Genomic DNA, 12,724 nt, shown 5'->3' on the forward strand with positions numbered 1-12,724 from the left:
ATTCTTCGGCGTGGTAAGCTAATAAATGATTTTACATAAAGTTTCGTGCACCGTGAACGATTGATCCCTGTTGTTCGTACTATCTAAGAATTCAGGCAGAGAGGGTGACCCTTGACTTGGAAGAGCAAGATTGGCTTGATCGGGCAACGCGGGGAGATCGCACCGCTCTGTCCCGGCTGTTACAGCAGCATTATGATTTTGTTTACAAATATTTGTTGAAAATAACGCTGAATCCGTCCATGGCGGAGGACCTGACGCAAGATACCATGATTCGATGCATCGAGAAAATAAACTTGTACAACGCAAAATCCAAGTTCTCCTCTTGGCTGATCACGATAGCCACCCGTTTGATGATTGATCAGGCGCGGCGGCGCAAACGCGAAAAAAAGTGGCAGGAGGAACAGCAGGTGCAGGCCCTGCGTCAGATGCAGTGGCACGCCGAAAGCCGGAACGAGGATTGGCCCGATGTGCTGAACACCTTGGCTGAAATGCCTGAGGAAAGCCGCATTCCGGTTATTCTCAAGCATTACTACGGCTACACCTATGAAGAAATCGGTCAAATCCTTGCCATCGCGGAAGGGACTGCCAAATCGAGAGTGCATAACGCTTTGAAACATTTGCGAAAGGAGCTCGAGTAGATGGACGACTTTCAGGACGCTAATCATAAAAAGCCTCAGCAAAGCGGATCTTCAGAGGATGAGACCGAAGCTTCTGCCAATGAGGCTGACGTTCTTAGGCTGCAGCAGGGGCTAGACGCGTTCGACGGCTTATTCCCTGCCTCGCGTCCAAACAGCGCTTGGTTCGATCAACAAATCGCCGCCGTACAAAGAAAGCAGCGTTCGCGGCTGCTCGGTGATCTGCTCAAGCTGTGGGGCACCGCCCTGCTGCTGTTCTATCTCCTCTTCATGGTCGCAGCTGCACAGCCGGTTACTTTCATTACCTTCCAAGCTTTGGCGATCATTGCGCCGCTAGCTTGGCTACTCTTCAGAAAGCAGGTGGATTCACATGAAACATGAAAATTGGGATGCACTACCTATATGGGCTTGGATTGGCATCGCCCTTATTCTGCTCGTGCAAAGCACATGGCTATTCGTTGATGCGCGCAAGAGGAGTGCTCGGTATCCTTGGTTTTGGGGGATTTGGGGTATCCTTCAGGCACCGACGCCGCTCATCGTGTACTTGTTTGCGGTGCGCAAGATTCACCGCACCTTCTCGGGCAAGGGGAATTGAATAGCCTTTAACAGTGAAAAGAGCCAGCCCACTTATGGGCCGGCTCTTTTCACTATTACTGCGCCTGCCGGGCATATTCATCCGGCGTCTGGCCGATAATGGACTTGAAGTCCTTAATAAAATGCGACTGGTCGTGATACCCCAGATCCATCGACAGCTTCGACCAGTTTGGTCTGACGCTCACATCGGTCATTTCCGCCGCATTCTGAATGCGGGCCAGCTTAATGACCCACTTGGGCGTAACGCCCACATAGTGGTCGAAAAGCCGTTGCAGCGTCCTTTTGTTCACATGGAAGTGCTCGCAGAGACTGTCTACCTTCGTGATATCCGGCTGCTCGTTAATATAATCAATGATCTCATTGATAAAGGTTACCTGCGCATCTTGTTCCGGCAGCTTAGGCCGGATCATTCGTTCAATCAGCGCTACCATTTGCGGTTCATCCGTCTGCGCAAACATGTCGCTCTCTAACCTCCGCGGTTCGGTATCAAAGACGTTCTGAACGCTCAGCGGGCTTGCCTGCATACCGGAAACCGGCCGCTTGAATAACGGGTAGAAACCGCCGGGCTTGAATTTCACGCCAAAAACGCATCCCTGCCCCTCCAAGTGGTGGCCGTATTTCTCTTTTCCAGGACCATAAATCGCCGATTGACCCGGCTCAACGACCAAGTTGACGCAAGGATTCGGAATGACGTGCTGGGTATAAGGCTCTTGGCCTCTTAAATCCCATCGAATAATCCAATAATGGCGAATGAAAAAAGCCAGATCCTCCGAGGGAGCCACCCTGGAAAGCTGAAATTTCCGTGCAGTTTGCTGCAGATTCATAATGCCTAGACTGGGCTTGATAAGGTCTGACATGACGCCGATCACTCCTTGTCGCGTTTTTACAATACTTGGAGCGTACAAACTTCTATCATAAACTTAACACATGCCGAGGGAGTGAGTTTAAGTTGGAATTAAAATACGAATTTTATATTGGTGCAACTTGCAAAGAAGTGTGGGATATTCTGGTGACACCGGAGGGGACGCGTAAAATTCTTTTCGGCAGCGTACTGGAGACCACGTTCGAGATCGGCTCTGACTTCAGGTACATTGGGCCAGGCAATGACGGTGATGAAACGGTTCATGTCTATGGCACGATTCTCGCCTATGAACCGGAGAAACTTCTCTCCTGCATCGAGCATGCAGGCCCGTCCTATAATCCGAATCATGCGGATTTTCAGTCACGGATGACGTTTACGTTAGAGACGGTCGGCAGCTGCACCAAAATGACGCTCATCAATGATGAATGGACACCGAACCACCCAAGTTTCGAGAGAACGAAAGCAAGCTGGTGGATGATTTTAAGCAATATTAAGACACTAGCGGAGACTGGCAAAACATTAGACTTTGGTTGGTAAAAAAGCGGCTATCTTCAAGGAGCAACACGCCTTAAGATAGCCTTTTCTCCAATTATAAAGGTAAAAGTGCAAGCGAAGCTTTCCCCTCAAGCCCCTCGACCATGACATGCCAAGCTTGCGGTTTATTCGCAAGAACGGCATAGTAACGGCGCAGGAACGTCGCAACCAGCTTCGCGCTGATCTCCTCCGCATCTTCATCCGTCGGAAGGAAGCAAAGATCCAGCTCTTCCACTGCTTCCCCGTTGTTTTCCCATGAAGGATGCACATACGGGAAATCAATCCGCTTGTAACCGAGATGCGACAAGACTTCTCGCCGTACGTAAGGGTCCATCGGCTTCACGCCGCCGAACGGATGCCCTTCGATCCGATACGGATCGTAGATCTCAGCGAACATCCCCAGCATCGGCTTGCCCGACTCAGCCGCCAGAGCCACCAGGTCATTCCAACGTTTGCGTGCCAGAAAACGGCCAATGCCAAGACCCGCTTGACCAATAATCGTAAAGTCCGTCATCGCCACTTGAAAATCGTCATAATAGCGATACTCTGTCGTACCAACGACCTTCCCTTCGTGCACAGCGACGAACACCCGAATGCCCGGGTCCTCCAACGGTTCTTTCCACAGGGCATATTCCAGCACCTCTTCCGGTGGGAATACCTCCTTCATCAGATCATGCATCGCACGAAACAAAGGGTTGTCTATACTTGTTATCCGTATGTATTCCATTAGTTCCTCAAGCTCCTTTACGTCCTATTTCGAAATGGATTCCGCCACTCCATCAAAAGTGCATAATTCAGTGACTCCTCGTCCTGCAAATAATCCGGCACAACCTGCACCGGCGTCCTCCCGCAGCGCAGCAGGAACGTTATCACCGGGTCCTTGCAGACCCCTGCCATGACCGCTTTCACATAGTCCTCCACGGTCATCGTTTCAGCCTGCTTGTGGTACCCCGGCATCCGCCCTCCGCCAAGCAATCTGCGCAGCCCCAAATGCACAACGACCTCATACATGGACTGCATCATCCATTTGCCAAGACCGAACTTGCGGTATGCGGGCATCACGCAGATATCCACAATATACAGGGTATCGCCGTCTGGCCGGTGCGTACGGATGTAGCCATCGTCGGTTAGCGTCGACCAGCTGTGATCAGCAGCATGCTCTTCGTCATAATCGACAAGCAATCCCGTAATGGAGCCAACAATCCTCCCCTCCACCTCTACACAGAGTGCGCCTTGGGGGAATCTTGTAATGTGCTCCGTGAGCTGCTCCTCATTCCACCATAACTCCGACGGAAAAGGCGGTGGAAAGCTTTCCTGCTGAACGCGAATCAGCGCGTCCATATCCGCTTTTTCATAATTGCGTATGACCGCCTCAATGGGCTTGTGGTCGTCGAAGACGTACAACTTTTTAGCGTAAAATTTGTTCGCATTCGTATCCACCATGCTAGGCATACCCCCCCTCGCCCTGATTAGGACCAATCGGTGTACAGATCCGTCCTGCGGTCACGCCATGTGGTGACAGAGCCTTTTTCGCGGACGAGGGTTAACAAATCCAGATCCAAATCGGCTGTGACCACCATATCACCGTTGATTTCCCCTTCGACCATGATCCCTTTTGGAGGGAAAGGCACATCATTCGGAGTAAGCACCGCGGCTTGCCCGAAATTCGCCCTCATGAAATCAACTGTTGGCAGAGCGCCGACTGTACCTGTCGTAACGACGTAGATTTGATTCTCAATTGTTCGTGCATGGCAGGTATAACGCACTCGGTGGAACCCGTGCCGGTCATCCGTACAGGAAGGAGCAAACAGCACATCAGCGCCGCGGGCTCTAGCCATTCGGACGATTTCCGGGAATTCTACGTCATAGCAGACGAGTATCGCGATACGGCCTTTGTCCGTGTCAAAAACCTGCAGGGAATCCCCAGCCCCCATATTCCATTCCTTCACCTCGGTCGGGGTGATATGCAGCTTTTTCTGCTCGCCGACACGCCCGTCCGGATAAAATAAAAAGGCCGTGTTATACAGCTTGCCCTCCTCAGAGGTAATATGCGTGCCGCCAATGATGTGCATGCCCGTTTGCTTCGCCAGTCCTTGGAAAAGCGTCCGATAGGCCTCAGTAAACGACGGCAGTGCCTCAATCGGCAGCGCTTTGCCATGCTCATCGCCAATGGACATCAACTGTGTCGTGAACAGTTCAGGAAACAGCACAAAATCCGCCTCAAACTCCTGCGCCACCTTCACATAATGCTCCACCTGCGCCGCGAACTCTTCAAAATTGTGTATCGTGTGCAGATGGTACTGCACCGCCGAAACTCGCATTTTCAACGTCATCTCTCCCAACTTGTCATCATTTCTGTAAACCAGAATTACAGGAATTACCAGAGTTACAAGCTAACAAGCACTCGCCCTCTCACTTTCCCGTCCAAAACCTCTTGCGTCGCCTGAACAACCCCGTCTAATGTCACTTCTTTGTACATCATCCGCTCAAGCAGCTGCGGTTTTAATTCCCCAGCCATCCGCTCCCACAGGGACTTCCGAACCTCGGATGGGCAATACACCGAATCAATACCCAACAGGTTCACGCCTCGCAGTATAAAAGGAAACACTGTCGCGGCAAATTCACCGCCACCTGTCACTCCGCTCAGCGCTACGGACCCGCCGTACTTCATCCGGCTCAGGACATAGGCAAGCGATTCGCCTCCTACTGGGTCGACGCAACCCGCCCAATATTCCTTGTCCAGCGGTTTCCTGACGGATGGAGCTAACTCCTCCCGAGGCACTACACGCTCCGCGCCCAATTCGAGCAAATACGCATGATCGGCGGACTTGCCCGTACTGGCTTCCACCACATAACCGAGCGCGGCCAGCATCGATACACTGTTACTACCTACTCCGCCGGTAGCGCCACGGACGAGGATTGGCCCCTTCTCCTTGCTCAGCCCGTTCTCTTCCATGCGCTGAATCGAAAGAGCCGCTGTGAAGCCCGCCGTTCCCAGTATCATCGCTTCACGATGGGACAGCCCCTCCGGCAAAGGCACAACCCAGTCGGCCGGGACGCGCGCATAGTCGCTGAACCCACCGTAATGTCCAGTTCCCAGCTCATAGCTGGTCACAAGCACCTCATCGCCCTCGCGAAAGCGCGGGTCTGACGAAGCCGCAACTGTACCTGCCAGATCGATCCCTGGCACGATGGGGTACTTCCGCACAACGCGACCGTTCGGCGTGCAAGCCAACGCATCTTTATAATTAATACCCGAGTAGCGCACGCGGATCGTCACTTCACCCGGAGGTAAATCTTCTATTCGTAGCTCTTTCACTTGGGTGGAAAAATGCTCCTCCGTCTTCTCCACCACTAACGCCTTAAAGCTATCCATGCTGGTTTAGCCTCCTCGGTCCTCATAGGATTCAATCAAGTGAATTTTCCATCTACTACCCATTTAGTTTACTAAAATCGTGTTCAGTATTCAAAGGTTTCGACGCTGCGATGAAAATTGTAAGGGGCGGTTGCACGAGTGGAACTACGGGGCCTTATTTCTGGGGAATCGGCCTATTTGTGGGTTCAGGTGGAACTACAGGGCTTTATTCACGCTCAAATCGGCTTAGTTCCACCAAAATTGACAAAATAGTGGACTGTAGTTCCCCCTCGCCGGCTCCATGCGCTATTCCCATTGAAATAGCGCCCTGTAGTTCATCTAACGGCACGCGGAATGGGAATGCTACTCCCCCACCACAAATCGCAAAAAACTCCCCGGCCGACATGACCAGGGAGTTCCTCTTATTACTGCTGCTGCGCAAAGCCAGCAGCTATCAAAAACCGTTCGAAAGCCGCTTGCCCGGCTTCATCGCGTTTAAACACGCCGGCGTCGAGCAGCACGTCCATGAACTTGCTGCCGACTTCCTCCTGCAGCACCGCTTTCGCGCCGTCTGCCGTCAGCGCAGCACCGTGCTTCGCAATCATCGCCTCGATCCAAGCCGCATGCTTATGCAGCGGATGAGCGGTCTCTTCGCGGATTGCGCTGCCGAAGTCGGCTTCGCCCGTGAGGATCTTGGCGATATCCGCCAGCTCCTCTTGCAAGCGGCCTGGCAGTACCGCCAGCCCCATTACCTCAATCAAGCCGATGTTCTCCTTCTTGATGTGATGCAAGTGCTGATGCGGATGGAAGATGCCATCCGGATGCTCGGCGCTGGTGCGATTATTCCGCAGCACCAGATCAAGCTCGTATTCGCCCCGTGCGTTGTTGCGGGCGATTGGGGTGATCGTGTTATGCGGGATCCGCTGTCCGTCCTTCTCGCTGAAGGCGAGGACGTCCGCTTCCGCATCGCTGTAGGCGCGCCAGTCTTCGAGCAGCTTGCTCGCCAGCTTGTAGAGCTGCTGCTTGTTATGGCCGCTCAAGCGAATGACCGACATCGGCCATTTCACGATGGCCGCTTTCACGCCAGCGAACTCAGCGTTCGCGAATGTTTGCTCGCTTGGAGCTTTCTCCATCGGGAACTGATGGCGTCCGCCCTGGAAGTGGTCGTGATTCAGAATCGAACCGCCCACGATTGGCAGATCCGCGTTGGAACCGATGAAGTAATGCGGGAATTGATCGATGAAATCGAGCAAACGATAGAACGTATTCGGCGTTGTTTTCATCGGAATATGTTTTTCATGGAAAATAATGCTGTGCTCGTTGTAATACACGTAAGGCGAATATTGGAAGTACCATTTCTCGTTATCCAGCTCTAAGGGAATGAACCGCAGATTTTGCCTTGCCGGGTGATTCACACGTCCGGCATACCCTAAGTTGTCTGCGCAGAGCAGACAGGCGGGATAGCTGCTTTGTGGCAGCGTTTTGAGCAGGGCAATTTCCTTCGGATCCTTCTCCGGCTTGGAGAGATTGATCGTAATCTCAAGATCACCGTAAGCGGTCCCCGCCAGCCAGTATTCATTTTTCTGAATACGATCCATTCGGATATAATTGGAATCAATCGATTGTTTATAAAAATAATTCGTTGCCGCCTCGACCCCACTGGTCTTCGCCGTGTTCCAGAATTGATTGACAACCTCGGAAGGACGGGGCATGAGCAGGCCCATAATCCGTGCGTCCAACAGATCCCGATACGTGGCTGTGTTCTCTTCCAGAAGGCCTGCCTCGAAAGCTGCATCCAGCAGATCTTCCAACAGGGATACAGGGCTGCTTAACTTCTCATCCGGCACTTCTCCTGCATAAGGCTCAGCAAGCCCGAATAAATCAAGCAATGCATTTCGTGAAGTATAGACATCCAACTGCTCGATAAGTCCATTTTGCTTCGCAAACTGAAGGAGCCTCTCTATGGTCAATGCCGTTAACTGCGATGCTTCAACTGTCCGTTCCATGTGCTTCATTCCTTTCTAAACAAGCTTACTCCGCGTAACCGCTCGGGTTATTTTGGTGCCAATTCCATGCGCTCTCAATGATGGATTCCAAAGAATCGCGGCTAGGCTTCCAGCCTAGTTCCGTTCTTGCACGCTCAGAGGAGGCGATCAAGGTAGCAGGGTCACCTGCTCTGCGCGGTTCGATAACTGCAGGGATCGCATGCCCTGTTACTTTGCGGGCGATATCGATCACTTGTTTTACCGAGAAGCCTGTGCCGTTGCCCAGGTTATAAATATTGCTTTCTGCTCCGCCGCGCAGCTTCTCTACCGCAAGCACGTGGGCGCTCGCCAAATCGCTAACGTGGATATAGTCGCGCACGCAAGTGCCGTCTTCCGTTGCATAGTCATCGCCATAAATGGAGATATGAGCTCTCTGACCAAGTGCTACTTGCAAAATAATTGGAATCAGGTGTGTCTCCGGGCTGTGATCCTCGCCGATTTTGCCGCCGGCGTGTGCGCCCGCTGCATTAAAATAACGAAGGGATACATATTTGATGCCATGGGCCGTGTCGAACCATTTCATCATTTTTTCCATTGCCAGCTTCGTTTCGCCATACGTATTCGTCGGCAGGGTACGATCACTTTCCAGGATCGGAATGTTCTCAGGCTCGCCGTAAGTCGCTGCTGTCGATGAGAACACGATATTTTTCACGCCATATTGGTTCATTTTTTCAAGCAGGCAAAGCGTTCCGTACACGTTATTGTGATAGTATTTGGCAGGATTCGTCATGCTCTCGCCAACTAGCGAATTTGCTGCGAAATGGATGATAGCGTCAATGCTGTTTTCCGAAAAAACAGTATCCAGAAACGCGCTGTCCCGCAGATCACCGACATACAGCTTGCCACCAAGCACGGCATCTCTATGCCCTTGCTGCAAGTTATCGACAATAACAACCTCTTCCCCTTTTTCCAGCAGCTCAGCCACTGCATGCGAACCGATATAGCCAGCTCCACCCGTTACTAGAATCGCCATTTACAATACCTCCCCGATTTGTTCGACGCCATTCCCGATATCACATACATAGAAACTTGGCGTCAATCCTGTTTTTTCCGTATATTCTTTGCCAACTTGATCGATAAATGTTTGTACGCTGTCTTCGTGAACCAAGGAAACTGTACATCCGCCGAAGCCTGCGCCAGTCATACGAGCACCTAGCACACCTGGAACTTTCAGAGCTGCCTCAACCATTGTATCCAGCTCAACGCCTGTTACTTCATAGAGATCACGCAGTGAGTTATGGGAGCCAATCATCAATTGGCCAAAAGCTTCAAGATCATTCTGCTCTAGAACTTTAATCGACTTGAGTACCCGATCAATTTCCTCTACAACGTGTTGCGCTCTGCGGCGAACAGTTTCGTCCGGGATCAAGTATTTGAATTCGTTGAACTGCTCCAGGTTTAACTGACCAAGCAATGTGAGGGATGGGAACTGCTTTTGCAAATAAGTGACCGCCTGCTCACATTGGCTTCTTCTTTCGTTGTAAGCGGAGTCGACAAGGCCTCTGCGTTTGTTCGTGTTTCCGATCACCAGCTTGTAGCTGCCGCTATGGAACGGCACATGGCGGTACTCCAGCGTATCGCACATGAGCAGGATCGCGTGATCCTTTTTCCCATTGGCTACTGCAAATTGGTCCATGATCCCACAGTTCACGCCAACGAATTGATTCTCTGTTTTTTGCGCCAGAAGGGCGATTTTCACCGTATCAATCGGATACTTCTCAAGCGTCTCCAGGGCGTAGGCCGTTACTACCTCGATGGAAGCCGAAGAGGAAAGTCCAGCGCCGTTCGGAATTTCACCGTGGAACAAAAGATCGTAGCCCTTCGTAACCGGCATACCTTCTTTGGCCAAGTGGGCAAAGATTCCTTTCGGATAGTTGATCCAGTTATCTTCCTCTTGATAGGTCAAGTCATCTATGGAAATTTGTTTGCGAAGGGCCAGATTGGTCGATGCAAATCCGATGACACGGTCTTGTCTTGGACGGATCAGCAGTGTCGTTCCGAACGTTAATGCAGCAGGGAATACATAACCGCCATTATAATCCGTGTGCTCACCGATCAGGTTAACCCGGCCTGGAGCATGGAACGCTGAAATTTGTGCTGCGGATTCCCCGTAAATTTCAATAAACGTGTCTTTTAAAGCTTGCAAATCTGCCATTCTGGCACCGCCTTTAGTTTTTTATGAGTATGATGTAGGAGCAAGTTTGTAACTTCAGTATAAGAGAAGAATCCAGTGTTGGCTATGGAAGCATGTTATTTTCACATGGAAAAATGTGATTTCAACATTTCTACTTAGCTGCTAAGTATGGTAAATTAAAAGGAGCATAAGGACATATCAACGGAGCTGAAGAAAGCCATGCCCAAGCAGGAAAGCTATTATGTCGTTTCGAACCCACTGCCATCCTCAGAGAGTGCTTTGACCGTGCTCTTTGCAGGTGAGAGTCAGACTAAGCCCGTGCATCGGTTAGGCCCTAAAGTGTACGATTACTACTTAATTCACTATGTCATTTCAGGGAGGGGCGTATTTTCCACGCAGGGGGAAGAGTATGCGCTAGGCGCGGGAGACAGCTTCATCATCGAGCCGGAGCAGCTTATCAGCTATGTTTCGGATGACAACGATCCGTGGCATTACTGTTGGATTGCCTTTACTGGCGAACAAGCTTCCTCTTTGGTCGCTTCAACAGGCATCAACCCTTTGCAGCCTATCCTGCACAACAAACGCAATCGGCATATCCCCGTCTTGTTTCGCCATATTCAGCAAGCTTTGCGAGCCAAGAAAGTGAGTGCCCAGCTGAAGTCCATCGGCTATTTACTCCTTCTATTAGGCGAGTACTGCGAAGCTCTATCCGCGTCTACAATAGCCGGCGTCGTCTCAGAAGCAGAGAGCGACCGGATCGTGCAGCAGGCCATTCACTACTTGTCCACCCAATATGCCGAGCCGATTACGATTGAAATGATGGCAGAGAGCCTGGGTTATAACCGCGCCTATTTGTCTCGCCTCTTCAAGCGCCACACCAAGGTCACGCCCGTGACATTTCTGCTCAAGCTTCGTGTGGATAAAGCACGCCAACTGCTGCGCGAACGGCTGGAACTGACGATTGAGCAGATCGCAGCTTCTGTCGGCTTTTATGATCCGTTATATTTTTCCAAACAATTCCGCCGCTTATACGGCGTTTCTCCGAGTGAGTACCGGAATCAGATCAAATCGCTGTGAAGATGCGTGATTGGTGTCTGTTTAGGGAGGCTCGCGGGGGTTCCGGGGGCGAGGGGCGAGGGGCGAAGGTCGGGGGTTTGGGGTTTGGGAGGGTGAGTTACGGTTCGGGATTCAAGGGGGCGGCGGTTCGAAATTCGAGGTTCGCGATTGAGAGGTCGCGGTTGCGGGCTGTGTGCGGACTGCGGACTTGCGGATTTGAGGACTTGTACCACCACAGGCTACCCGAGCCACTCAATGGGAACTACAGTCCCTTATTTCACAAGAAACCCCCATCATACGTCCCTCAAGGGAACTGTGATCCTTTATTTTGCTGATTTTGGTCGAACCACTCCGATTCGGGTGCAAATAAGACCCTGTAGTTCCGCCCGCCACCTCAAATCGGCTCATTTCGCCGAAATAAGGCCCTCTAGTTCCCTACACACAAAAAAACACCCCTTAGAATTCCATAGAATCTACCCCAAGGGGTATTTTCAATGTCTTTTCTAAGAGGTGTTTCATAGTTCTTATCGTTTACCCGGATCGTAAGGCTCGCCAAGAGCCGATGGCGCTTTCGCCCGGCCTACTGCGCCTGCCAGAACCAAGATCGTTAACACATAAGGCAGCATGTAGAGGAACTCCTGCGGGATATTCTTGGAGAAATCGAACAACCGCATGAAGTTGTTGAGCGCCTGCGCCATACCGAAGAAAACGGCAGCGCCAAGTGCGCCAAACGGATGCCACTTGCCGAAGATCATCGCAGCCATCGCAATAAAGCCTTGGCCGGAAATCGTACTATGCGAGAAAGTACTTGTTGTCGTCAATGTGATGGTTGCACCGCCAAGGCCACCAAGCAGACCGCTGATCAAAACAGCGATGTAACGCACGCGCTTAACCTTAATCCCTACGGTATCTGCGGCACTTGGGTGCTCACCGACGGAGCGAAGGCGCAGACCGAATGGTGTTTTGAACAGCACATAATACGTAACAGCAACGAGAATTAGAGCAATATAGGTTGTCGGATAAGCAGTAAAGAAAGCATATCCGATATAAGGAATTTTCGACAAAAGCGGAAACTCCCATTTTGAAAATACATCATTTAACGTTTCCGTTTGACCAGCGCCATTGAATAACACTTTAACCAGGAACAGCGTGACGCCGGCAGCCAAGAAGTTAATCACGACACCGCTGATAACTTGATTCGCTTTAAAAGTAATAGTCGCTACTGCATGAATGAGCGCGAAGATAAGCGCAAACAGCATGGCCGTCAGCAAGCCGATCCACGGGGACCAAACCCCCATGTTCGCCTCTTCCGCATAATAAGCGCCAACCGCGGATGCGAAGGCTCCGGAGACCATAAGCCCTTCAATCCCGATATTCACCACGCCGGAGCGCTCCGAGAAAATACCGCCAAGAGCACCGAAAATCAGCGCTGTCGAGTATACGAGCGTTGTGTTAATAAGTTCACTGAATTTCGTGAAAAACGCGTTAAGCATTGTGAGCAGGTCCATG

General features: G+C 51.4%; 14 protein-coding genes. 5 read left to right on the top strand and 9 right to left on the bottom strand.

The features are described 5' to 3' along the window. The first annotated feature begins 116 nt into the window (after positions 1–116). The 3 genes from sigY to ACKTT9_RS37120 are packed head-to-tail and all read left to right on the top strand — an operon-like array spanning position 117 to position 1,230. Positions 117–638, top strand: a complete 522-nt coding sequence (sigY, locus tag ACKTT9_RS37110; RefSeq protein WP_407869879.1) for an RNA polymerase sigma factor SigY — start codon at positions 117–119, stop codon at positions 636–638. Beyond that, entirely contained in the window at positions 639–1,016 is a 378-nt protein-coding gene (locus ACKTT9_RS37115; protein WP_407869880.1) for a DUF5345 family protein, read from the top strand. Beyond that, positions 1,006–1,230, top strand: coding sequence for a sigmaY antisigma factor component (locus tag ACKTT9_RS37120; protein ID WP_127456785.1), 225 nt, complete (start codon positions 1,006–1,008; stop codon positions 1,228–1,230). Before ACKTT9_RS37115 ends, ACKTT9_RS37120 begins: the two co-directional genes overlap by 11 nt. A 55-nt stretch (positions 1,231–1,285) precedes the next feature. On the opposite strand, the gene ACKTT9_RS37125 is transcribed toward ACKTT9_RS37120, so the two are convergent. Further along, positions 1,286–2,086, bottom strand: coding sequence for a DUF6597 domain-containing transcriptional factor (locus tag ACKTT9_RS37125; protein ID WP_407869881.1), 801 nt, complete (start codon positions 2,084–2,086; stop codon positions 1,286–1,288). A gap of 92 nt (positions 2,087–2,178) precedes the next feature. Between ACKTT9_RS37125 and ACKTT9_RS37130 the strand changes: the two genes are divergently transcribed. Beyond that, positions 2,179–2,628, top strand: coding sequence for an SRPBCC domain-containing protein (locus ACKTT9_RS37130; protein WP_407869882.1), 450 nt, complete (start codon positions 2,179–2,181; stop codon positions 2,626–2,628). A gap of 52 nt (positions 2,629–2,680) precedes the next feature. Here the strand turns inward: ACKTT9_RS37130 and ACKTT9_RS37135 are convergent, their stop codons facing one another. The 7 genes from ACKTT9_RS37135 to ACKTT9_RS37165 form a co-directional block, all read right to left on the bottom strand. After that, positions 2,681–3,352, bottom strand: a complete 672-nt coding sequence (locus ACKTT9_RS37135) for a GNAT family N-acetyltransferase (RefSeq protein WP_407869883.1) — start codon at positions 3,350–3,352, stop codon at positions 2,681–2,683. Positions 3,353–3,369: 17 nt separating this feature from the next. Then, positions 3,370–4,068 (bottom strand): GNAT family N-acetyltransferase, encoded by a 699-nt coding sequence (locus ACKTT9_RS37140; RefSeq protein WP_407869884.1) that lies wholly within the window; start codon positions 4,066–4,068, stop codon positions 3,370–3,372. A gap of 26 nt (positions 4,069–4,094) precedes the next feature. Next, positions 4,095–4,952 carry a carbon-nitrogen hydrolase family protein gene (locus ACKTT9_RS37145; protein ID WP_157318295.1) on the bottom strand — a complete coding sequence of 286 codons (858 nt, stop codon included), beginning with the start codon at positions 4,950–4,952 and terminating at the stop codon, positions 4,095–4,097. Positions 4,953–5,011: 59 nt separating this feature from the next. Then, positions 5,012–6,001, bottom strand: coding sequence for an acryloyl-CoA reductase (locus tag ACKTT9_RS37150; RefSeq protein WP_407869885.1), 990 nt, complete (start codon positions 5,999–6,001; stop codon positions 5,012–5,014). 404 nt (positions 6,002–6,405) lie between these two features. Further along, positions 6,406–7,986: a UDP-glucose--hexose-1-phosphate uridylyltransferase gene (locus ACKTT9_RS37155; protein WP_407869886.1), complete on the bottom strand. Its 1,581-nt coding sequence runs from the start codon at positions 7,984–7,986 to the stop codon at positions 6,406–6,408. 25 nt (positions 7,987–8,011) lie between these two features. After that, on the bottom strand, positions 8,012–8,998 hold the full coding sequence (gene galE / locus ACKTT9_RS37160; RefSeq protein WP_157318298.1) for a UDP-glucose 4-epimerase GalE: 987 nt from the start codon (positions 8,996–8,998) through the stop codon (positions 8,012–8,014). Further along, positions 8,999–10,180, bottom strand: coding sequence for a galactokinase (locus ACKTT9_RS37165; protein WP_407869887.1), 1,182 nt, complete (start codon positions 10,178–10,180; stop codon positions 8,999–9,001). It abuts the gene before it with no gap. A 198-nt stretch (positions 10,181–10,378) separates the two neighbouring features. Here ACKTT9_RS37165 and ACKTT9_RS37170 point away from each other — a divergent pair, with 198 nt between their 5' ends. Next, positions 10,379–11,236 carry an AraC family ligand binding domain-containing protein gene (locus ACKTT9_RS37170; protein ID WP_407869888.1) on the top strand — a complete coding sequence of 286 codons (858 nt, stop codon included), beginning with the start codon at positions 10,379–10,381 and terminating at the stop codon, positions 11,234–11,236. Positions 11,237–11,739: 503 nt separating this feature from the next. On the opposite strand, the gene ACKTT9_RS37175 is transcribed toward ACKTT9_RS37170, so the two are convergent. Continuing rightward, complete coding sequence (locus tag ACKTT9_RS37175) at positions 11,740–12,723, bottom strand: ABC transporter permease (RefSeq protein ID WP_127456797.1); 984 nt, start codon at positions 12,721–12,723, stop codon at positions 11,740–11,742. Position 12,724 lies beyond the last annotated feature (1 nt).

This window comes from Paenibacillus sp. P36, from assembly GCF_045866505.1.
Lineage (GTDB): Bacteria > Bacillota > Bacilli > Paenibacillales > NBRC-103111 > Paenibacillus_E > Paenibacillus_E chondroitinus.